Source organism: Microbacterium pullorum (genome assembly GCF_014836535.1).
In the GTDB taxonomy this organism is placed as follows: domain Bacteria; phylum Actinomycetota; class Actinomycetes; order Actinomycetales; family Microbacteriaceae; genus Microbacterium; species Microbacterium pullorum.
The window spans coordinates 134,891-155,325 of sequence record NZ_JACSQP010000005.1; the positions used below are offsets into that span (position 1 = coordinate 134,891).

21 protein-coding genes are annotated in these 20,435 nt (G+C 67.5%); 8 read left to right on the top strand and 13 right to left on the bottom strand.

Annotation, left to right across the window (positions count from 1 at the left end):
• The first annotated feature begins 18 nt into the window (after positions 1–18).
• A complete protein-coding gene (locus tag H9651_RS09655) occupies positions 19–1,386 on the top strand; it encodes an HNH endonuclease signature motif containing protein (RefSeq protein ID WP_191719097.1) in 1,368 nt (455 codons plus the stop codon).
• Between the two features lie 696 nt (positions 1,387–2,082).
• Here the strand turns inward: H9651_RS09655 and H9651_RS09660 are convergent.
• The 5 genes from H9651_RS09660 to H9651_RS09680 all read right to left on the bottom strand — a co-directional run bounded on the left by H9651_RS09660 (position 2,083) and on the right by H9651_RS09680 (position 6,945).
• Positions 2,083–2,655, bottom strand: coding sequence for a thiamine pyrophosphate-dependent enzyme (locus tag H9651_RS09660; protein WP_191719098.1), 573 nt, complete (start codon positions 2,653–2,655; stop codon positions 2,083–2,085).
• Positions 2,648–3,088, bottom strand: a complete 441-nt coding sequence (locus tag H9651_RS09665) for a hypothetical protein (RefSeq protein ID WP_191719099.1) — start codon at positions 3,086–3,088, stop codon at positions 2,648–2,650. Before H9651_RS09665 ends, H9651_RS09660 begins: the two co-directional genes overlap by 8 nt.
• The gene (locus tag H9651_RS09670) at positions 3,085–4,287 is read right to left on the bottom strand and encodes a DNA glycosylase AlkZ-like family protein (protein ID WP_318244833.1); all 1,203 of its coding nucleotides are present in this window, start codon (positions 4,285–4,287) and stop codon (positions 3,085–3,087) included. Before H9651_RS09670 ends, H9651_RS09665 begins: the two co-directional genes overlap by 4 nt.
• A complete protein-coding gene (locus tag H9651_RS09675; protein ID WP_318244834.1) occupies positions 4,221–5,447 on the bottom strand; it encodes an MFS transporter in 1,227 nt (408 codons plus the stop codon). The genes H9651_RS09670 and H9651_RS09675 overlap by 67 nt, the downstream gene beginning before the upstream one ends.
• A 274-nt stretch (positions 5,448–5,721) precedes the next feature.
• Entirely contained in the window at positions 5,722–6,945 is a 1,224-nt protein-coding gene (locus H9651_RS09680; RefSeq protein WP_191719102.1) for an IS256 family transposase, read from the bottom strand.
• Positions 6,946–7,610: 665 nt separating this feature from the next.
• Here H9651_RS09680 and H9651_RS09685 point away from each other — a divergent pair.
• On the top strand, positions 7,611–7,748 hold the full coding sequence (locus H9651_RS09685) for a hypothetical protein (RefSeq protein WP_191719103.1): 138 nt from the start codon (positions 7,611–7,613) through the stop codon (positions 7,746–7,748).
• Between the two features lie 35 nt (positions 7,749–7,783).
• On the opposite strand, the gene H9651_RS09690 is transcribed toward H9651_RS09685, so the two are convergent.
• Positions 7,784–7,945 (bottom strand): hypothetical protein, encoded by a 162-nt coding sequence (locus H9651_RS09690; RefSeq protein WP_191719104.1) that lies wholly within the window; start codon positions 7,943–7,945, stop codon positions 7,784–7,786.
• Between the two features lie 82 nt (positions 7,946–8,027).
• On the opposite strand from H9651_RS09690, the gene H9651_RS09695 reads away from it, so the two are divergent.
• Together H9651_RS09695 and H9651_RS09700 are read left to right on the top strand one after the other, a co-directional pair.
• Positions 8,028–8,948, top strand: a complete 921-nt coding sequence (locus H9651_RS09695) for an AEC family transporter (protein ID WP_191719105.1) — start codon at positions 8,028–8,030, stop codon at positions 8,946–8,948.
• Positions 8,949–9,037: 89 nt separating this feature from the next.
• Positions 9,038–9,586 carry an HdeD family acid-resistance protein gene (locus tag H9651_RS09700; protein WP_191719106.1) on the top strand — a complete coding sequence of 183 codons (549 nt, stop codon included), beginning with the start codon at positions 9,038–9,040 and terminating at the stop codon, positions 9,584–9,586.
• A 65-nt stretch (positions 9,587–9,651) separates the two neighbouring features.
• Here the strand turns inward: H9651_RS09700 and H9651_RS09705 are convergent, their stop codons facing one another.
• Positions 9,652–10,416 (bottom strand): SDR family oxidoreductase, encoded by a 765-nt coding sequence (locus H9651_RS09705; RefSeq protein ID WP_191719107.1) that lies wholly within the window; start codon positions 10,414–10,416, stop codon positions 9,652–9,654.
• 119 nt (positions 10,417–10,535) lie between these two features.
• On the opposite strand from H9651_RS09705, the gene H9651_RS09710 reads away from it, so the two are divergent.
• From H9651_RS09710 to H9651_RS09725, 4 genes are all read left to right on the top strand, one after another.
• Positions 10,536–11,021 (top strand): NfeD family protein, encoded by a 486-nt coding sequence (locus H9651_RS09710; RefSeq protein ID WP_191719108.1) that lies wholly within the window; start codon positions 10,536–10,538, stop codon positions 11,019–11,021.
• Complete coding sequence (locus H9651_RS09715) at positions 11,014–11,955, top strand: SPFH domain-containing protein (RefSeq protein WP_191719109.1); 942 nt, start codon at positions 11,014–11,016, stop codon at positions 11,953–11,955. Before H9651_RS09710 ends, H9651_RS09715 begins: the two co-directional genes overlap by 8 nt.
• Positions 11,952–12,728: a glycerophosphodiester phosphodiesterase family protein gene (locus H9651_RS09720; protein ID WP_191719110.1), complete on the top strand. Its 777-nt coding sequence runs from the start codon at positions 11,952–11,954 to the stop codon at positions 12,726–12,728. Before H9651_RS09715 ends, H9651_RS09720 begins: the two co-directional genes overlap by 4 nt.
• Before the next feature lie 116 nt (positions 12,729–12,844).
• Positions 12,845–13,228 carry an RNA polymerase-binding protein RbpA gene (locus tag H9651_RS09725; RefSeq protein WP_191719111.1) on the top strand — a complete coding sequence of 128 codons (384 nt, stop codon included), beginning with the start codon at positions 12,845–12,847 and terminating at the stop codon, positions 13,226–13,228.
• Positions 13,229–13,258: 30 nt separating this feature from the next.
• On the opposite strand, the gene lnt is transcribed toward H9651_RS09725, so the two are convergent.
• The 6 genes from lnt to H9651_RS09755 all read right to left on the bottom strand — a co-directional run bounded on the left by lnt (position 13,259) and on the right by H9651_RS09755 (position 20,431).
• Positions 13,259–14,833 carry an apolipoprotein N-acyltransferase gene (gene lnt / locus H9651_RS09730; RefSeq protein ID WP_191719112.1) on the bottom strand — a complete coding sequence of 525 codons (1,575 nt, stop codon included), beginning with the start codon at positions 14,831–14,833 and terminating at the stop codon, positions 13,259–13,261.
• Positions 14,830–17,316 (bottom strand): DEAD/DEAH box helicase, encoded by a 2,487-nt coding sequence (locus H9651_RS09735; protein WP_191719113.1) that lies wholly within the window; start codon positions 17,314–17,316, stop codon positions 14,830–14,832. The genes lnt and H9651_RS09735 overlap by 4 nt, the downstream gene beginning before the upstream one ends.
• Positions 17,313–18,071, bottom strand: coding sequence for a twin-arginine translocase subunit TatC (gene tatC, locus H9651_RS09740; protein WP_191719306.1), 759 nt, complete (start codon positions 18,069–18,071; stop codon positions 17,313–17,315). The genes H9651_RS09735 and tatC overlap by 4 nt, the downstream gene beginning before the upstream one ends.
• Positions 18,072–18,137: 66 nt before the next feature.
• A complete protein-coding gene (tatA, locus tag H9651_RS09745) occupies positions 18,138–18,413 on the bottom strand; it encodes a twin-arginine translocase TatA/TatE family subunit (RefSeq protein WP_191719114.1) in 276 nt (91 codons plus the stop codon).
• A 57-nt stretch (positions 18,414–18,470) separates the two neighbouring features.
• Positions 18,471–19,433, bottom strand: coding sequence for a helix-turn-helix transcriptional regulator (locus H9651_RS09750; RefSeq protein ID WP_191719115.1), 963 nt, complete (start codon positions 19,431–19,433; stop codon positions 18,471–18,473).
• Positions 19,430–20,431 carry a helix-turn-helix transcriptional regulator gene (locus tag H9651_RS09755; protein WP_191719116.1) on the bottom strand — a complete coding sequence of 334 codons (1,002 nt, stop codon included), beginning with the start codon at positions 20,429–20,431 and terminating at the stop codon, positions 19,430–19,432. Before H9651_RS09755 ends, H9651_RS09750 begins: the two co-directional genes overlap by 4 nt.
• Positions 20,432–20,435 lie beyond the last annotated feature (4 nt).

Sequence of the window (20,435 nt, forward strand, 5' to 3'; positions counted from 1 at the left end):
CTCGTCAGAATAGGGGGTATGAACAAGCCGCCGGCAGCCACCACGAGGCGCGATACGCGCTCGCGTGGTGCGGTGCTGGGGGAGTTGGAGCGCACCCGGGCGGGGATCGCGGCGCTGCAGGCCGAGGAGTTGGGGTTGCTGGCGCGTGCGGATGCGATCGCGGCGGAGCACACGGCGCGGGTGCCGTCTGGGGCGGGCCGGGAGCGGGAGATCCCGTTGCAGGAGATGGCCGCCGAGGTCGCCGCCGTGCTGCGCCGCTCGGATCGGGTGATCCAGGATCGGCTGCATGACGCGACCGTCCTGGTGACCGGGTTCACCGCGACCGTCGCCGCGCTGCGGGCCGGGATCATCGACGCCGCGCACGTGCGGCTGATTCAGGATGCCGGCGCCCGCATCACCGACCCCGACGCCCGAGCCCGGTTCGAACAAGCCGCGCTGGTGGTCTGCGAGCGGGAGACCCCCGGACGGGCGAAACCGATCATCGCGATGATCGCGCAGAAACTGCACCCCGTGCCCCTCGAGGAGCGGCACGCCGAGGCCGCCGCCGGGCGGCGGGTATGGGTGCGGGATTTGGACGACGGGATGGCGGAACTCGCCGCGGCGCTGCCAGCCGCGCTGGCATACGCGATCCACGACCGCCTCACCCAACACGCCCGCGAGGTCGCGGCTGCCCGGCACGCCGGGCGAGCCGCGGAGCCTGCAGCGTCCGACCCTCCGCCGACGGCGTCGGCGGGCGCTGACCCAGCGGGCACCGACGCCGCGGGCACCGATACCCGTACCGCCGACCAGATGCGCGCGGATGTCCTCACCGACCTGCTGCTCACCGGGCATGCCAGCTCCCCGATCTCCTCCGCCAGCACCCCCGGTGCGCGGGCGATCACCGCGCGGGTGCAGATCGTCATCCCCGCCGCGACCCTCACCGGCGAAGGCACCGCACCGGCCGAACTCCTCGGATACGGACCCATCGACCCCGACACCGCCCGCCGACTCGCCGGCACCGCCGACCTCTGGGAACGCGTCTTCACCTCACCTACCACCGGCGCCGTCCAACACGTCGACACCTACCGACCCAACCGGGCACAACGCCGACACCTCGACACCCGCGACGAACACTGCCGATTCCCCGGCTGCCGCCGACCCGTCCACTACTGCGACCACGACCACACCATCGACCACGCCAGGGGCGGGGCGACCGCCGTCTGCAACCTCGCCAACCTCTGCGTCCGCCACCACACCCTCAAACACGCCAGCGCCTGGACGGTCATCCAGAAACCCCGCGGCATCCTCGAATGGACCAGCCCCACCGGCCGGACCTACACCGACATCCCCAGACGCGTCCTCGAATTCACCGCCCTGGCCGCCGCCGAAGCCCCACCACCGTTCTGAGCACGAGTGCGCGTCTCAGTCTCGAACGGCGTGGCTCGTCGCCATGGTTCGTCCGGACGTCGTAGGCAGATCCGGGGGAGCAGTGAGCTGACCCGGCTGCGAAGACGGCATCACCCTCAACGTGGTGGCGAACACCTGACTGGATAGCGGGGTTATCTAGGGGCGGGTGTATTCAGAGGTGGGTGTCTTCAGTAGACGTGCCTGCAGTTGCCGCAGCGGCGTGCACCTAGGTTGACGTGGCTCCCCCGCGGAATCGAGAGGGCCGGCTGACTACCCGTCCGAAGTGCTCGCACCGCCCGGCATCTCAATCGCCACTAGTCGGTGGCCCCACTAGTTCGGCTTTCCAGCCAGAGGTGCTTTCGAGGTACACGGTTAGTTGGCCTTCGACACCTCGAGCCGGGTACCGGCCTTCATAGAGGGGAACCCAGCCATGGTCCTCGCAATTCTCGAAGATCTCGAGCAGCAGTTGATCAGTTGGTACGTTGAGCGCGACGTGATTCATTCCGGCGTTACGTCGGTTGAGGCTACCGGAAGTAAGTGCGGGTGCCTCTGTGAGGACAATGTAGACAGACTTCGCATTCCAAGCGCGGCCCCCCGACCAAGGCTCGCTCGGCTCCCATCCGATCGCGCTGAGGAGCCAGTCCCACTCAGGGATGTCCGTTTCGACGTCGTTGACCCACAACTCGAGATGATGGATCACGGGTGCCCCCCGCTACTTTTGCTGAGGTCTTTCTGGAAGCGCGTGACGATCTGTGCGGGTGTCAGCGGAATCGCCGCGGGTGCGTCATCTTGGATTGCCGTCGATATGACCGCCAGTCGCAGGCCTGGTTCTGAAAGCCAGTTGGAGATCGTGTGTGGCGACGAAGTGTCGAATCGTCGCGAGACGGAGATGCCGCAACCCTTGGACACCTTGACGATGTCAGTTACCGACGCTGTCGCGGACCTTTGGCCACCAGTCGTTGCATAGGAGCCATTGTCGAGGATGATTAGCTTCAGATTCTTAGGCGAATGACTCGCTGCCGTTGATAGAGTCCCCAGGGCCATGAGTATTCCTCCGTCTCCTTCGATCGCGATGACTGTCTGCGAGTTTGCAAGACTGAGTCCGAGAGCGAACGGAATGACCCCACCCATTGACCCGAGCATATAGAAGTTGTTCGGCGCATCGGCCTGGTTGAACATCGTCGTGGACGTGTTCCCGAGATGCGTTACGAAAAGCGCCTCGGGATTGAGGTTACGAAGAGCGGGGAGGAGTGTGCGCGGGTCAAGCATCGCGAGCTCCGTAAAGGACGACAAGCGGCCCGGTGGCCCACGTTCGGTCATCCGTGACGGAGTGCGCGAGGCCGACTATCTTCGTGGGGTCATCGCAGTGTCGCGTGGGAACTCCCAGAGACGCGCAGATCTGTTTAGTGGCCCGCCCGAAGGGCATCTGGGCGGGGTTCTCATCGGAGACGCCGCCGCGGAGCGTCACCACGATGGGGACTCGCAGGCTGTATGCCATGAGTAACGATCCGAGCGTGTTGAGCGAGTTCGCGAAGCCGGAGTTCTGCATCATCACCAGGGGCTGTCCGCCACCAATATGGATACCCGCGGCGATCGCGAGCGCTTCGTCCTCCCGCGAGGCGATGATGCTGTTGCTCGGATCTAGCGGAAAGGAAAGCCCCGTGAGGATGGAGGAGGGCACGTATACGTAGCGATCGATCATGCTGAGCTCACGATCTGCTGAGCTAACCTCGGGTGGATCTGACCGAGACGCTCGGAGACGATCGTCTCAGTGGTCGAAAGTCGGCGCGCGAGATCGCCGACCGCGACCGTCATTTCAGCCTCGGCTGGCTGACGCTCAAACCACACATCGTTGACCTGCAGCACGCCCTTGTTGGTTTTCACGTCGGCACGGCCGCGGATCGCATTGTTCGCGAGCAGCAAGAGCGTGTAATAGCCGTATGTTCGATTGGCGGGAGGCTTGTAGGCCTCGAACCGATAATCAATGTTGAACAGCCACTTGAGCCGAGGACGATGCCACACCAGATTGTCGAATGGATTGACCAACACTGGCGACGCCGCGATCGTCGGTTCTGCGCCGGCCAGGGGAGAGACCCACAGCGAGCCCTCAACGCTAGGCAGTTGAACTCGCTCGAACTCGAGGTCCAGCAAGACCTGTTCGACCTGGGCCTCGCGGAGTCGTAGGTAGTCTGCAACATCCTGCGTCGTTCCGATCCCCAGACATGTCAAGGCGTCTCGGACGACGCGTTTGAGCCCGTCGCCCGGGGAAAGCTCTGCACGCAGCAGATCAGCTGGGATGGCGCGCTCCGGGAGATCGAAGACGCGATTCCAGTTTGTTCGTCGGACACAGACCACGTCGCCGGTCCACACCATGTGCTCCAGCGCTTCCTTCACTGGCCCCCAGGACCAGCCGCTCCCGGGGGCTTGTGCCCCCCGAAGTGCTTTCATAGTGAGCGGTCCTTCGGTATCCAACCGATGCAGTATGTCGCGCCGCATAGAGTCAGAGGGCGCCCAGTCGAGGTGTTGGTCGCGTATGGCATCGCGCCGGAAGCCCCAGTTCGGCCAGGTGTCGATCGCCGCGAGAGACGCGGCGTGGATCGGGGCTTCGAAAACCATGGGTCTCTCAGAGTTCCAGAGATCGCGATCGACCTCAGACCCAGAATGTTCAGTCAGCCGAGTGGAGAGTGTCATTGCGTGAGCGCGACCGGCCACTGTTATCGAGTCGAGCTGGATGACCCCCAGGTGACGAACAGCGGCATCGACCGTTGCAAGGCGCGCTCCGATCCCGGACGCGTGCACGGCTAGCGCGCGTGCATCGACGAGCGACTCTATGGTCATGCTGATTGCCGACGTCGACGAAGGTACGCCACGGTGAACATCGTGATCAGAAGAACCCCGCATGCTACGACGGAAGCGCTGATCACGAGACGGGAGGTTTGCCAATCCTGGTTCGCGACCGCTCCGCCGATCGCGATGGCCATGGCGCCGTTCGCGAGATCCGTGCTCGCTCCAAGCCAGAGGTTCGCTTCGTGGCGATACTGATGTTCGACATCACGATCGACCAAGAGGTACGCATTGATGTAAAGCGGAGTCACCGCGAGCCCGCCCAGTGCGAGCAGGGCGCACAGAACGATGAGGTTGTCGGCGAAGGCCACGAATGTCACCGGCGCCAGGAACGCGAGAGTCAGGAGGGCGTACTTGGTCCACAGGGTTGCAGACCAGTTCACGGTGGCATAGAGCATCCCGCCGATGACTCCGCCGACGCTGATCATCGCGAGAACGATACCTGCGAGCCCTACCTCGCCGAGGGCTGTCGCGTACGCCGGCGCGTAGACATCGATTCCACCGAAGACGAAGCCCATACCAATCAGCGGTGCGAGGATCGCGAGCAGCTTTCGGGACGCCAATGCGCCGAGGATCCGGGATCCGCGAACATCGAAATCGTATCCTTCGAGGTCGTTCACCTTGCTGCCGTCGATACGACGGAAGAAGTGCACTAGATAGAGAGCCCCTACGAGCGCGGTTAGCATCGCTGCCGCGGTGTACGCCCAGATTCCGCCCAACACAGTGAGCGCGAGGCCGGCGAGGAGCGGACCGGCGATGAAGGACGCCTCTTCGATGATCGAATCTGCGGAGTGAACAGCTTTGAGTTTCTCCGGATCGCCTTCAACGATCCGCGTCCATTCCACACGGATTGCAGCGTTGATCGGTGGTGCAGAAAGGCTCGAGACGACAACCAGCGAGAGCGTGAGGGGCCATGGTGCAGCGAACTGGATTGAGGCGACGATAGCGAATAGTCCGAGAGTCGACAGGACTGTCATCGGTACGAGGGCGCGGCGTGCGCCCACTGTGTCGACGATTCTGCCTCTCAGGGGAGCGGCCACCGCCAGAAGGATGGTGTAGACGCCGTCGATAATTGCGGCCAACAGGAACCCGTATTGGTCGGCCAGCGCGATGAGGAGAGCGAGTGGCACGGCGGCTGCTGCGATTCTCGCCAGCGCCGCGACGACGAGTAGGGACCTCACACCGGGGGCCCAAACAGTCTCTCCCAACGTCTTCACTGGTTCACGGACGCTCAATAGACGGCTTTCGCTTGTAGGGAATCGCCGTGGAGGAGGACGATCCTCGCGACAACGTCTCCGCGGGAGATTGTCAGAGGCCGAGTCGGTTCGCAGGCGAGGCTGAAACCCTGAGCATGAGCCATCGCTCGCTCACCGATCACACCGAGCGGGACCTCAAGTCCGTGCACGCCGGCGGGGAACGTCGCCAGGAAGTATGGTGACGTCCCGCTGAGTGGTGGAGTTTCTCAACACGTGCGAGATCAGCTGATTGGGATTATGCCGCGGTCAGTTCGGGGATCGCTACCTCCTCGGTTTCGGTGTTCAGGAGCTTCATGGAGTGCTCGCTGAAGTAGCGGCGGTCGGCGCCGTCCCACTCGTCGTGTTGCTCGATCAGGACGTGCCCGGCCAGGCGCAACAGCGCGGCGGGGTTGGGGAAGGTGCCGACCACGTCGGTGCGGCGCTTGATCTCCTTGTTGACCCGCTCGAGGGGGTTCGTGGACCAGATCTGACGCCAGTGCGGGTAGGGGAACTCCGCGAAGGCGAGCAGGTCGGTGCGGGCGGTCTCGAGCATCTCCGCGATCTTCGGGTGTGACCGGGTGAGCATCCGCACGACCTCATCGAACTGGGCGTAGACGTGTTCCGGGTCCGGTTGGGTGAAGATGGTGCGGATGATCGACGCGACCATCGGCCCGGCCGTCTTCGGCACGTTCGCGAGCACGTTGCGCATGAAGTGAACCCGACACCGCTGCCAGCTGGAGCCTTGGAACACGGTCTCGACTGCGGCGATCAGCCCGGTGTGAGCGTCGGAGATCACCAGCTTCACCCCGTCCAGCCCGCGGGCCTTCAGAGAGCGCAGGAACGTCGTCCAAAACGGTTGCGACTCGGTGTCTCCAACCTCGAAGCCGAGCACCTCGCGCCGCCCGTCCGCGGCGACGCCGACCGCGACGACCACAGCCTGGGAGACCACCCGCCGGCCAACGCGGGCTTTGCAGTACGTCGCGTCGAGGAACACGTACGGGTAGGTGGTATCGGCGAGCGGTCGGTCCCGGAACGCGGCGACGTCCTCGTCCAGGTTCGCGCAGATCCGCGACACCTCGCTCTTGGAGATCCCCGTGTCGGCGCCGAGCGCTTTCACGAGATCGTCGACCTTGCGCGTGCTCACGCCGTGGACGTATGCCTCCATTACGACCGCGAACAGTGCTTGATCGACCCTCCGGCGGCGTTCCAGCAGCGACGGGAAAAACGAACCCTGCCGCAGTTTCGGGATCCGCAACTCCAGCTCCCCGGCCGTGGTGGTGAGGGTGCGCAGCCGGGTCCCGTTGCGCTGCGTCACCCGATCCGGGGTGCGCTCAAACGGAGCAGCACCGATGAACGCGGCCGCTTCCGCGTCGATCAGCTCCTGATAGAGCGTCTCGGTCGCGACCCGGATCCGGTCGGTGACGTCAGTGAGTTTCAGTTCCCCGAGGAGCTCGAGGAGGGCAGACTGGTCTAGAGCCATCGTGCGTTGTGTCCTTCTGTGAGTAGCTTTGATCGGTTCTCACTGACCATCGCACGGTGGCTCACCAACGTCTACGACGCCGGCGCCACCGCCGAGAACTACACCACTCCAGGGGACGTCACCGGAAGTATCCCTTCGGAACCTCCACGGACCATCCAAGGTGCCACTCGATCGTCCCGCGACCATTGGGAAGGAACATCGCCTGCCAGCCGGTCTCAGCGCGGAAGTCATACATTTGTAACCACGAACCGTTTGTGGTCGCGACCCAACCCGTTTCGCGGGACACACCTCATCGGATGCAAATCTTGCATAAGAGATGCAAATTCTGCAAGTCCGTGTCCAAGAACCGCAGATCAGATGGACATCTAACTGGGGTGAATCCTCGGAGGACCGCGGACGGTGGCGTGCGCGATGCTTGTGAAATCACCTGGTCAAGGTTGAATCGGCGCCCTCCGAGCGAGTTATCAGGGAGGGTGTATCTGCAAAAACTGCGAGTACACCCGATACGGATTGACATAATGTGCATTATCGGCGTTCACTGATTCACCTGCCTTCGCCCGTTCCGCGAGGAGCTCGGGCTCGCTCACGCCGACTGGAGCTCCCCAGCGCTCACCAACGAACGCGTTGTTCGTCGCGACATCGACGTCTTCATCGAAGGAGTGTCGGTGACGGGTGCGCAGATCGACACCGATCCCTTCGTCTACGCGCTCGGCGCCAGACTGCCGAGTGGCGGAATCCTGAGTGCAGTCATTCCTCGGGAGCATCTCCCGTACGTCACGCTCGAGTTCCGCATTCGCCGCTGACCGCCTGATCACAGCCGCGCCTCAGCGGGGCGGGATCAGCCCTCGGCGCGAGGATCCCGACGGGCGAACGGCCCGGGCTCGTCGGCGTCGTCCACGCCTTCCCGCTCGGCGGCCCGCACGGCGATCGGCGGGACACCCAGAATGAGCGCCACGAGCTTTCCCCACCAGCCCGACCTGCCTGCCGTCGCCTCAGCCACACCAGCTTTTTCGCCGTCCATTCGCCGAAAAGCTAGCACGGTCGCGGCGTCCGAGCGCGGCGGCCACCCCTAGGCTCATAGCGTGCTGGATGTCGCCACCGGATTCGTCGTCGTCGGCGTCGCGATCCTGATCGGCTACATCATCGGCCGCATCGACCTGCTCGGCCCGCACGGGCGTCACGTGCTCAACCGGCTCACGTTCTTCGTCCTGTCGCCGTTCCTGCTGTTCGTGGTGCTGGCGCAGGCCGACGTGCAGACGCTCTTCTCGGCACTGCTGCCGGTCTCGGCGATCGCCGCAGTCGCGGTGATCGCGCTCCAGGCGGTGTTCTCGCGGTTCGTGTGGCATCGCTCGGCCGGCGAGACGACCATCGCGGCACTGTCGGCCGGACAGGTCAACTCCAACAACATGGGCATCCCGCTGTCGCTGTACCTGCTCGGCAGTGCCGCCTTCCCGGCGCCGGTGATCCTGCTGCAGCTGCTCATTTTCACGCCGATCTCGATGGCGATCCTCGATGCCGCGACCAGCGGCCAGCGCTCCGCACGCCGCATCCTGCGCCGCACGGCGACCAATCCGATCGTGATCGGCTCCGTGCTCGGCGTCGCGGTGTCGCTCAGCGGCTGGGATCTGCCGTCGTTGCTCCTCGATCCGGCGCAGTCGGTGGCGAACGCCTGCGTGCCGGTTCTGCTCATCAGCTACGGAATGTCGCTGCACGGTCAGCGCGTGCTCGGCACGGCGGGCCGACGACGCGACATCATCCTCGCCACGGGCCTCAAGCTGCTCGTGATGCCGGTGATCGCGTGGGCCACAGCGGCGCTTGTGTTTCACCTCTCCCCCGCCGAGATCCTCATCGTAACGGTGCTCGCCGCGCTCCCCACGGCGCAGAACATCTTCACCTACTCGCAGCACTACGACGTCGGGGAAACGATTTCCCGCGACACGATCTTCCTCACCACCGTCGGCTGCGTGCCCGTTCTGCTGATCGTCATTCTCCTTCTGGGATAGCCCACGCCGCCGTGTCGACTCCCCCACTCGTCATCCGCGGGGGCTATGATGGCGCCGTCCTCACAGGGGATTCTCAGAAAGGACAGACCATGACCACCGAATCCATCGACAGGCCGGTTATCAACGGCATCCGCACGACCCTCGGCATCAGCGGTGTGCTCGCTCTGCTCCTGGGCATCCTCATCCTCGTCTGGCCGGATCGCACCGCCATGGTCGCCGTCGCGATCGTCGCGGTGTACGCGATCGCCGCGGGCCTCGTCTACGCGGGACTCGGCATCTTCAGTGCACAGAAGGGCGGCTGGGCACGCATCGGCCACATCGTGCTCGGCGTGCTGTTCATCATCGCGGGCATCGTGGCGTTCATCAATCTGCCCGCCGCGACCGCCTGGTTCGGCGTCTTCGTCGGCGTGCTGGTCGGCATCATGTGGATCATCGAGGGCATCGTCTCACTCACGACCCTCGAACTGGCGGCCTCCAAGGGCTGGACGATCTTCTTCGCCATCCTCTCGATCGTCGCCGGCATCGTGCTGCTGTTCGCGCCGCTGTGGGGAGCGGTGACGCTCTGGTGGCTGCTGGGCATCTCGGCGATCGTCCTCGGCATCGTGCAGATCATCCGCGCGTTCAGCTTCGGCAAGTAGCCCACACCTGCAAACGACGAAGGGCCCCGGATATCCGGGGCCCTTCGTCATGCGTGCGGTAGGGGTCACTCCCCCGCGAAGGCGCTGGTGTCGCCGATCAGACGGGTGTTGTCAGCGGGCACGTCCTCGACCGCCGCGCGGGCGACCTCGGCGGCGAACTCCGACACGTTGTAGAGCTTGCCGGCCGACTCACGACGCGAGGCGATCGCGCCGGGGTTGGCCCGCTCCAGCAGGGTCGCCGTGATCGTGCCCTCGATCATGTCGCCGGAGACGACGACGAAGCCGATGCCGCGCTCGTCGAGGTCGCCGACGCGCTCGCGCAAGGCATCCTCGCCGGCGCGCTTGGACAGCGCGACGACCTCGTACTCGGCCATCGTGGGTGTGGTGCGGATGAAGTGCGCCTGGTGGCTGGTGACGAAAACGACGCGCGAGCCGTCGTGCAGCAGCGGCAGCGCCGCCTCGAGCACGCCCACCTGCGCGTCGCGGTTGAGCTTCAGCGCGTAGTCCTCTGCCATGCCCGACTCCATGCCTCCGGATGCATTGAGCACGAGGATGTCGAGCCCGCCGAACGCGCTCTTCACCTCGGCGAACATCGCGGCGACGGCGTCGGCATCGGTGAGATCGGCGCCGACGACGAGCACCTCCACGCCGAGCTCGCGCAGCTGGGCGGCGAGCTTCTCGGCACGCGGGGCCTTGTTGCGGAAGTTGATGACGACGTTCGCGCCGGCTTCGGCGAAATAGCGCACGGTGTCGGCGCCGATGCCGCGCGACGAACCGGTGACGAGGGCCGTCTTTCCGGTGAGTGAACCGGCGGGCAGGATCTGTGACATGGGGGCGGAGCTCCTGTTCGGGGCCCGAAGCGGGCATCGCCCGGGCGCTCCGAGCCTATCAACCGTGCGTCGGCCGACCGGTGTTAGTGTTCCGTCAACAGACCGATGGAGGGGCGGGGATGCTGCCAGATCTCACGCAGTACCTGTGGATCGCGTGGATCGTGCTCGCCCTGCTGTTCATCATCATCGAGCTCGTGACCCTCGAGTTCACGTTCCTCATGCTCGGGGCCGGCACGCTCATCGGCGGTCTCGGGGTGAACCTGCTCGGCGGCCCCTGGTGGCTGCAGGTGGCCGCGGCCGCCGCCGTCTCGGCGCTGCTGCTGTTCACGATCCGACCCCTGCTCCTGCGCCTGCTGCATCGCGGCAAGCAACGCGCGCTCACCAACGTCGATGCCCTCTACGGCATGGGTGCGCGCGTCGTGGCGCCCTTCGTCGACGATCTGGGGGCTGTGCGACTCGACAACGGCGAGACGTGGACGGCGCGGCTGAGCCCCGACGCACCTGCCGTCGACATCGGCGCCCGGGTTCGGGTCGTCACCGTGCTCGGCTCCGCGGTCGAAGTGACCGCCTCACCTCTACCGGAAAGGACCTCGGACGATGGTTGATGTCGGAGCGTTCGTCGGACAGATCTTCGTGATCGTCCTGCTCGTGGTGCTCGCGATCTTCGTGGTCGTGGTGATCTTCCGCTCCATCCGCATCATCCCGCAGGCATACGCCGGGGTCGTGGAGCGTCTCGGCCGTTACCAGCGCACCCTGAGCCCGGGCCTGAACCTGCTCGTGCCGTTCGTGGACCGGCTGCGTCCGCTCGTGGACATGCGCGAGCAGGTGGTGTCGTTCCCGCCGCAGCCGGTGATCACCGAGGACAACCTCGTCGTCTCGATCGACACCGTCGTCTACTTCCAGGTGACCGACGCCCGTGCGGCGACGTACGAGATCGCGAACTACCTCGGGGCCGTCGAACAGCTCACCACCACGACGCTGCGCAACGTGGTCGGCGGGCTCAATCTCGAAGAGGCCCTCACCAGCCGCGACAACATCAACAGCCAGCTGCGCATCGTGCTCGATGAGGCCACCGGCAAGTGGGGGCTGCGCGTCTCGCGCGTGGAGTTGAAAGCCATCGACCCGCCGGTGTCGATCCAGGACTCGATGGAGAAGCAGATGCGCGCCGAGCGGGAACGCCGCGCGACCATCCTCACCGCCGAGGGCTCCAAGCAAGCCCAGATCCTCGAGGCCGAGGGACGCCGCCAGGGTGAGATCCTGCGCGCCGAGGGTGACAAGCAGGCCGCGGTGCTCCGCGCCCAGGGTGAGGCCGAGGCGATCGAGACGGTCTTCCAGGCCATCCACCGGGGAGACGCCGACGAGAAGCTGCTGGCGTACCAGTACCTGCAGACCCTGCCGAAGATCGCCGACAGCGCCTCCAACAAGCTCTGGATCATCCCGAGCGAGTTCACCGAGGCACTCAAAGGCGTGAGCGGTGCCTTCGCGGCGAAGGCGACGGATGCCGCGGCGCGCCGCCCCGGCAACCCCACCGCACCGTGAGTCACCCGTGGTTCGCGCGGCCGCGGCCGCGCGTACTCGCCCACCGCGGGCTGCTGCCCGCCGATGCCGACGGAATCGCCGAGAACAGCTTCGCCGCCGTCGCGGCCGCCCACGCCGCCGGCGCGGCCTACGTCGAATCCGACTGCCATCTCACCTCCGACGGCGAGGTGGTCCTCTTCCACGACGCCGACCTCTCCCGGGTGACCGGCGATCCGCGCCCGGTGGCCGAGGTCCCCCTGGTCGAACTCGAACGGCTCATGGGCGCACGAGGCGGCCTCATCACGCTCCGCCAGGCGCTCGAGGCCTTCCCCGACCTGCGCTTCAACCTCGACGTCAAGGCTCAGGCGGCCGCTGTGCCCGTGGGACGCATCGTGGCCCGGCACGCCGAGCGGGTGCTGCTGGCGAGCTTCTCCGATGCGCGCCGGCGAACGGCACTCGATGCCGCCGAGCGCTTCGGTCGCGGCATCCGTCCCGCCACCTCGGCCGGCACGGCCACGATCGGCCGCACGCTGTCGGCACTGGCGGTGCGCTCGATGCCGCTCGTGCGCCGGGCGCTCGCCGGCGTAGACGCGCTGCAGGTGCCGGAGCGCCAGGGTCGGGTGCGCGTGGTCACGCCGCGGCTCATCGAGGCCGCGCACGCCTGCGGAGTAGAGGTGCACGTCTGGACCGTGAACGACGCACCGCACATGACGCGACTGCTCGATCTGGGGGTCGATGGGATCGTCACCGACCGCGCAGATGTGGCGTTGCGCCTGGTCGCCGAGCGACGCTGAGACCCCACGCGCACTCGGCTGAGGATCGGCTGTGAATGGCTTCCCTCGCGCGCCCGTTCGGAGTATGCGCACAGGTCACAGCGTTATACCTGTACAGGCGACGAGAGGACCACACAATGGCAGACCGCAGTTTGCGCGGCATCCGACTCGGCGCGTCCAGCTTGCAGAGCGAGGACGGCGTCGTGTTCCATGACCGCACCACACACACATACGTGTGCACCACGTGCGGAAAAGAGACCACCCTGCCCTTCGCGGTCGACGCCGAGGCGCCGGAGACCTGGGAATGCCGCACCTGCGGCGCCGAGGCTCTGCTGCGCGTCGGCGACAAGACCGTCGAGGTCGATCACAGCGGTGACAAGATCCCGCGCACGCACTGGGACATGCTGCTGGAGCGCCGCACCCTCCCCGAACTCGAGGAGCTTCTGGAGGACCGTCTCGCGTTCATCCGGGAGCGTCGCGGTGCCGGCCAGGACGTGACCGCGGCCAAGAAGAGCGCCTGACGCGCTGACCCACGTCGAGACGCCGGCCCCTCAGGGGGTCGGCGTCTTCGTCGTTGCCGCGGCACGGCGCCGGCGCGCCAGGTGCGCACCGGCGAGGAGCGCGAGGGCGAGGATGCTGCCCCAGCCGAGCACGAGCTTCACCGCGGCGCCCACGATGACGGCGGGCGTGAGGCCGGTGCGCAAGGGCACATCGGTCACCATGGCTCCGGCCACACCGGCCGGCAGCCCGTCGATGACGGAGCCATCGGGGGCGATCACCTGACTGGTGCCCACGGTGGAGAGGTTCACGACCGAGCGACCCGTCTCGATGGCACGCATGCGCGCGAAAGCGAGCTGCTGCAGATTCTCGTCGGTGTCGCGGAAGTCGGCGTTGTTGGTCTGCAGCATGTACACCTGGGCGCCGTCGCGGGCTCCCTCCCAGATGACGTCGTCGTAGATCACGTCGAAGCAGATCGCCAGGCCCACACCGACCCCGTCGACGTCGAACAGCGGCGGATTGGTCCCGGGGGTGTACTCCCGCTGGATCAGCCCCACGAGATCGGGTGCGATCGCTTCGAAGAACCACCGATCGGGCACGTACTCCCCCATCGGCACCGGATTGCGCTTGTCGTGGAGGGCGACCGGGTTGTCCTCGCCGGGCAGCCACAGCATCGAGGTGTTGTACCCCGCCTCGTCGCGGGTGGTCGCCGCATTGACGATGAGCGGCGCGTCGAGCCTGCGCGCGAGCCGGTCGAGCACGACGGCGACCGAGGTGTTCTGCAGCGGGTCGGCGTCGATGCCGCCCTCGGGCCACAGCAGCACGTCGAGGTCTTCGTCCAGCAGCGGCTCGGTGGCATCCAGCTGCGACTGCAGCACGGCGTAGGGCTCGCGCTCGTCGAAGTAGCCGGTGGGACCGTTGCCCTGCACCGCGCCGACCCGCATCGTGCCGGCGGGCGTGGTGGGGAACGCGGGGGTCAGCAGCAGCACGACGATCGCCACGACGCTCGGCAACACTGTGCGCCATGCCCGCCAGCGCCCCAGGCGCACCCACTCGATGACGGCGGCCACGGCGAAGACCATGAGGAAGGTGAGCCCGGCCACACCCAGCCACGAGGCGATGTGGGCCAGCGGGCTCTCGGACTGACTCATCCCCAACCGCGCCCAGGGGAACCCGGTGTAAGGCCAGGAGCCCATGAACAGCTCCCGGGCGGTCCAGAGCCCCGCGACGAGGGCGGGGAGTGCCAGCAGCCGCCCCCACGTGCCACCGCGCAGCTGCGGCATCCACCGGTACGCGAGCATGATCGGCACCGATCCGACCGCCCAGAAGATCGTCTCGAGGCCCGCGAGGGCGAACCAGGGCACGGCCCCGAGATAGCGGGTGATCCAGACGATGTGGGTGAAGTAGAACGAGGCGCCGAACACCGCACCCACCAGCAGCGCGCCGCCGCCGGAGCGGCCGATGAGCGCGAGCAGCGAGAAGGCGACACCGACGAAGGCCAGCGGCCACCACCCGATGTCGGGATAGGCGAGATCGAGTACCGGTCCGCCCACGAGCGCGGCCAGCAGCGCCACCCACAACGGCAGCAAGGGGCGCGGCAACGGCGCGTGGCGGCGGCGGGCGCTCATACGCCGCTGTAGGCGACGATGCCGCGCCGCACCGCGTCGAGTGCCTTGCGCGCCGTCGTCGCGACCGGCGCGTCGGCGACGAGCGACAGCTGGTCGAGCAGGTCGATGGTCTGCTTCGCCCACCGCACGAAGTCGCCGGCGGCGAGGTCTGCCTCGGTCAGCACGCGGTCGAGCATGCCCCCGCGCGCCCACGTGTGCATCGCCTGGGCGAGGCCCGTGGCCACAGGTTCGGTGCCGGGCAGGTGGTGCTCGCGCTCCAGGTCATCCAGCTGCGCCCACAGCAGCTGGGTCTCGGTCAGCGCCGACCGGAACGCGCCGCGCGGCAGGCCGTACTCCCCCGGGCCTTCGGAGTCGCGACGCGGTTCGTAGACCAGACAGCAGGCGAGGGCGGCGAGCGAGGCGGCATCCAGGTTCTTCCAGATGCCGCGGCGCAGCGCTTCGGCCACGAGCAGGTCGCGGTCGCCGTAGATGCGGCGCATCGTGCGGCCGGCGGCGGTGAGGGTGGTCTTGCCCGCCGGGTCGACCTCGACGTAGTCCAGGGCCGTCAGCACGTCCACGACGCGGTCGAACACCCGCGCGACCGTGCCGGTGCGCGTCTGGATCTCGCGCCGCATCTTGTCGGTGCGGCGCTTGAGCTTGTAGTAGCGCTCACCCCAGCGCGCGTGGTGCTCGCGGTCGGGGCAGCTGTGGCACGGATGCCGCTGCAGGCGTCGGCGCAACGACTCCATCTCCTGCTGTCGCTGGCGACGGAGCTTTGCCGGCGCGGTGCGATCGGCGCGGCCCAGCTTCTCGAGGTCAGTGAGCTCGCGGCGCAGCCCCGCGTACTCGACGAAGTCGCCGCGGTCGCACGTCTGCGCCTTCCGATAGCCGGCAAGCGATTCCTCGGCCTCCCGCACCTGCCGAGCCAGGCCCACCACCGAGCGGTCGGCCTGGAACTGGGCGAAGGAGGACTCCAGGATCTCGCGGGCCTCGGCGCGGCCGAACCGGTCGATGAGGTTCACCGCCATGTTGTAGGTGGGCCGGAAGCTGGAGTTGAGCGGGTAGGTGCGGCGTGAGGCGAGGGCGGCGACCGCCTGCGGGTCGACGCTCTCAGTCCACTGGATGACCGCGTGGCCCTCGACGTCGATGCCGCGACGGCCGGCGCGTCCGGTGAGCTGGGTGTACTCCCCCGACGTGATCGCCACCCGCGCCTCGCCGTTGAACTTCTCGAGCTTCTCCAGCACGACGGTGCGGGCCGGCATGTTGATGCCGAGGGCGAGCGTCTCGGTCGCGAAGACGACCTTCACGAGTTTGCGCCGGAAGAGTTCTTCGACCACTTCTTTGAAGGTCGGCAGCATGCCGGCGTGGTGCGCCGCGATGCCGCGCTCGAGGTTCTCGCGCCACTCCCAGAACCCCAGCACGCCGAGGTCCTCATCATCGAGCGTGTGCGTGCGCTCCTCGACGACGCGGCGGATCTCGGCGCGTTCGTCGGCATCGGTCAGCCGCAGCCCCGACCGGCGCACCTGCTGCACGGCGCCGTCGCAGCCGGCGCGGCTGAAGATGAAGAAGATGGCCGGCAGCAGGTTTGCGCGCTGCAGCAGCTGCACGACCTGGGGGCGGTCCAGCCTCTCGACCCGCTGCACGTTGCCGGGGCGCACGGGGCGTCGCCCGCCGCGCTGCGGCCGACGACGGGTGGGCTCGTACCCGCCGTGTCGCGCGCTGTTCATCGACTGCGCGCGGCGGTTCTCCTCGAACGTGGCACCCTTGGCGGAGCGGATGCGCATGAGCTCCTGGTTGACCTGCGCGGTGGCGATGCCCGCGCGGTCGTCGAACAGCGGCAGCAGGTCGCCGCGCACGAGCATGTGCTGCTCCAGCGGCACGGGCCTGGTCTCGGAGACGATCACCTCGGTGTCGCCGCGCACCGTGTCGAGCCAGTCGCCGAACTCCTCGGCGTTGGACACCGTGGCCGACAGCGACACCAGGCGCACGCTCGGCGGCAGGTGGATGATGACCTCTTCCCACACCGCGCCGCGGAAGCGGTCGGCCAGGTAGTGCACCTCGTCCATCACGACGAAGCGCAGGCCCCGCAGCGCCGGCGAATCGGCGTAGAGCATGTTTCGCAGCACCTCGGTGGTCATCACGACCACGCGCGCGTTGCCGTTGATGTTGGTGTCGCCGGTGAGCAGGCCCACCTCGTCCTCGCCGTACACCTCCTGGAGCTCGCGGAACTTCTGGTTCGACAGCGCCTTCATCGGAGTCGTGTAGAACGCCTTGTCGCCGGGCTCACGCATCGCCAGATGCACCGCGAACTCGCCGACGATCGTCTTGCCGGCGCCGGTGGGCGCGGCAACCAGAACGCTGCGCCCGTCTTCGAGGGCGTGGCATCCCGCGATCTGGAACGGATCGAGGGTGAACCGCTGCGCCTCGGCGAAGTCGGTGGTCAGCGGATGCCGGCGCGCCTCGTCGGCAGCGGCGAACCGGTCTGCCGGGCTCAGCGCACTCACAGCACGGACCCCGGGGACAGCAGCGCCGCTTCGCGCTTGCGACGGCGACGGTCGAACAGCAGCGAGAGACCCGCTGCGGCGAAGAACAGCACGACCAGGATGCCGGCCAGCAGCAGCATGCTGACGGCGTCGGCGGCGGGCGTGGCGATGGCCGCGAAGATCGTCGCGATCAGCACGGCGGCGCGCCAGCCCTTGAGGATCGCGCGGCCCGACATGATGCCGGCGATGTTGAGTGCGACGAGGAACACCGGAAGCACGAACGAGATGCCGATGACGATCATCAGCTTGAAGACGAAGTCGTAATACTCCGCGGCGTTGTAGAAGTTGACCCCGCCCTCGGGCGTGAACGACCACATCACCTCGATGACGTGCGGAACGACGAGCATGCCGACGTAACAGCCGGCGAAGAACAGCGGAATGGCGGCCGCGACGAAGCCGACGGTGTAGCGGATCTCCTTGCGCGTGAGCCCCGGCATGATGAACGCCCAGACCTGCCAGAGCCACACCGGCGCCGACAGGAACAGACCGATCGAGAACGCGATCCGCATGCGCAGGTCGAACGCCGAGGTCACGGTGCCGAAGTTGAGCGCCGAGAAGTCGTCGCCGCGCTGCTCGGCGATCACGCGGATGGGTCCCGTGATCCACTCGATGACGGGGCCCGTCACGAAGAACGCGACCACCATGCCCACGACCAGGGCGGCGGCGGCGATCATCAGACGTCGACGCAGCTCCAGCAGGTGGGCCCCGAGGGACATCCGCTTCTCGCGGCGTGGCGGGTCGGGCTCATCGACCCGCTGCTGTTCGGCCGTGGCCACCTCGGGCTACGGCTTTGGTTCGGAGGGCCCGCTGGTGCTGTCGGGAACCGTGGGGGAAGCGGTGGAATTGGCGGTGCCGGCGGCAGGAGGCGTCGCGGCGGCGGCAGGAGTCGTCGCGGCGGTGGCGCCGTCCTCTTCCTTCATCGCCTTCATCTCACCCTTGAAGACGCGCGCCGACTGGCCGACGCTCTTCGCCAGTGCGGGAAGCTTCGCTGCGCCGAACAGAAGCAGAATGACCGCGAGGATGATCAGCAGGTGCGGCCATCCGAATGCGTTGCCCATGGAGGTCTCCTCGGATCGGGGTTCGAAACAGTCTAACCCGGTGGGGTGCGGGGCGGTTCAGCGGTACTGCGCGAGTCCGGCAGCCGCCCACGCGGCCGTTGCGCGCCGCGCCACGGCGGGCGCGAGCACCTCCACGTCACCGCCGAGGCGGGCGGCCAGGCGCTTGAGGCTCTGTTCGTCGGCGACCCGCATGGTCGCGGTCTCGCAATCACCCTCGGCGGCGATGTCGGCACGGGCGAGGTAGTCGCCCAGCAGCGGCGCGATCTGGCGCGGGTACCGCACGCGCGCCGTGACGTCGCCCGCACCCGGTTCGAACAGGTCGGGCACGGGTTCGCCGCCATGGGAGATGGGGATGCCGGTGGGGCCGACGTCGCTGACGCGCTCGAGATGGAAGGTGCGCATACCCTGGCGCAGGTGGCACCATCCCTGCAGGTACCACTGGCCGTCGGCGATGTGCACCTTGACCGGATCCACCGTGCGGGTGGTGGGCGCGGCATCCGGGGCCTGGTAGGTGAACGACACCGCCACTCCTTCGCGGAGCGCGTCGGCGACGGTCACGCGCACGTCGTCGACGGGACCGGGGGCGACGATGACGTCGGCGGGGGCGCTGGCTGCTCCCCGGGCGAGCTTGGTGAGCAGGCTCTGCACGACGCCGCGGTCGCCGACGCCGGGCAGCGTCGCGGTCAGCTGCAGACCCGCCAGCAGCGCGGCTGCCTCGCGGGCGGTGAGTCGGGGCGAGCGCTCGAGCCCGACCGAGTTGGTGATGACGATGAGGTCGCGTTCGTCCAGCAGATCCCAGTCGATGTCGAACAGGTCGTTGGGCAGCTGCCAGTAGCCGCCCTCGCCGGGGCGACCGATGACAGTGAGCTTCTGCACCATCTCGCGCATCTGCTCGGGGGTCACCTCGAACTCGTCGGCGGCTTCGGCGACCGACACCTCGCCCTTGCCGAGGAGGTACGGCACGAGTTGCAGGATGAGGGCGGCGCGCTCGGTGGCGTGCAGCGGCCGGGCGGCGCTCATGCGGGCTCCCCGTCATGGTCGGCGTGGAGTGCGAGGGTGGCCTGCAGCCGGCGGATGACCTCATCGCGCAGCGCCGCCGGCTCGACGACCCGCACCTCAGGACCGTAGGAGGCCAGCTCGTCGGCGAGCACGTGCACGTCGACGTAGGGCACGAAGATGCCCTGCTCGGCAGGCTGAGCGCGGCGGCGCAGCCGCAGCGAGGCCTCGGTGCCGGGGTTCACCTCCAGCAGCGCCCGCTGGCGGGCGGCGAGTTCATCGAGCCCCGCGACGGCGCGGTCGCCGGCACCGTCGCGCAGGGCGGGGTCGAACGTCTCCCGGGTGATGGTGACGTCGCCGACGATGCGCGAGAGCAGAAAGGTGCGCTCGGCATGCTGATCGAGATCGAACCCGAACACATGCCAGCGCGACTCGTAGTCGACCAGCGCGAGCGGGCGGATGCGACGGACGAGCGGTCGCTCCTCCCCCGGTTTCAGGTAGGGGAATGACACGACCCGTGACTGCTCCATCGCCCGTTGCAGCGGGGCGAAGGCGGGGGTGCGCACGCTCAGCCGCGGTGAGAACCCCAGGATGGGCTCGTCGACGTCGTTGCCGAGCGCGCGGATCTTGCGCAGGCCGCTGCGGGCCTCGGCCGACAGCGACCGTTCGCTCCACACGCCGCCGGCCACCGCGAGCACGGCGAGTTCGGCGGGCGTGAAGGAGATGTCCTCGGGCAGGCCGTACTCGTCGTTGGGCACCCGGTAGCGCGCCTCGCGCAGATCATCGGGGTCGGCGTAGTCGCCGATCGTCTCGATCGGCACGCCGAGCCCGCGCAGGCTCTCCTTGTCGCGCTCGAACATCTTCTCCAGCGCGTCCTTGGACGCACCGGACTCGGACTGCTCCCGGTAACCCGCGACGGACGCGAGGATCGTGTCCTTGGTCAGTCCCTGATCGGTCGCCATGAGGGCGACCAGCAGGTTGACCAGGCGCTCCTCGGGCGCGCTGCGGGTCGGGGCGGCCATTGCA

Bases quoted from the DNA above. Each gene is read 5' to 3' on its own strand.
- H9651_RS09655 (WP_191719097.1), top strand. From the start codon at position 19: ATGAACAAGCCGCCGGCAGCCACCACGAGGCGCGATACGCGCTCGCGT.
- H9651_RS09660 (WP_191719098.1), bottom strand. From the start codon at position 2,655: ATGCTTGACCCGCGCACACTCCTCCCCGCTCTTCGTAACCTCAATCCC.
- H9651_RS09665 (WP_191719099.1), bottom strand. From the start codon at position 3,088: ATGATCGATCGCTACGTATACGTGCCCTCCTCCATCCTCACGGGGCTT.
- H9651_RS09670 (WP_318244833.1), bottom strand. From the start codon at position 4,287: ATGCGGGGTTCTTCTGATCACGATGTTCACCGTGGCGTACCTTCGTCG.
- H9651_RS09680 (WP_191719102.1), bottom strand. From the start codon at position 6,945: ATGGCTCTAGACCAGTCTGCCCTCCTCGAGCTCCTCGGGGAACTGAAA.
- H9651_RS09700 (WP_191719106.1), top strand. From the start codon at position 9,038: ATGACCACCGAATCCATCGACAGGCCGGTTATCAACGGCATCCGCACG.
- H9651_RS09705 (WP_191719107.1), bottom strand. From the start codon at position 10,416: ATGTCACAGATCCTGCCCGCCGGTTCACTCACCGGAAAGACGGCCCTC.
- H9651_RS09710 (WP_191719108.1), top strand. From the start codon at position 10,536: ATGCTGCCAGATCTCACGCAGTACCTGTGGATCGCGTGGATCGTGCTC.
- H9651_RS09715 (WP_191719109.1), top strand. From the start codon at position 11,014: ATGGTTGATGTCGGAGCGTTCGTCGGACAGATCTTCGTGATCGTCCTG.
- H9651_RS09725 (WP_191719111.1), top strand. From the start codon at position 12,845: ATGGCAGACCGCAGTTTGCGCGGCATCCGACTCGGCGCGTCCAGCTTG.
- lnt (WP_191719112.1), bottom strand. From the start codon at position 14,833: ATGAGCGCCCGCCGCCGCCACGCGCCGTTGCCGCGCCCCTTGCTGCCG.
- tatC (WP_191719306.1), bottom strand. From the start codon at position 18,071: ATGTCCCTCGGGGCCCACCTGCTGGAGCTGCGTCGACGTCTGATGATC.
- tatA (WP_191719114.1), bottom strand. From the start codon at position 18,413: ATGGGCAACGCATTCGGATGGCCGCACCTGCTGATCATCCTCGCGGTC.
- H9651_RS09750 (WP_191719115.1), bottom strand. From the start codon at position 19,433: ATGAGCGCCGCCCGGCCGCTGCACGCCACCGAGCGCGCCGCCCTCATC.
- H9651_RS09755 (WP_191719116.1), bottom strand. From the start codon at position 20,431: ATGGCCGCCCCGACCCGCAGCGCGCCCGAGGAGCGCCTGGTCAACCTG.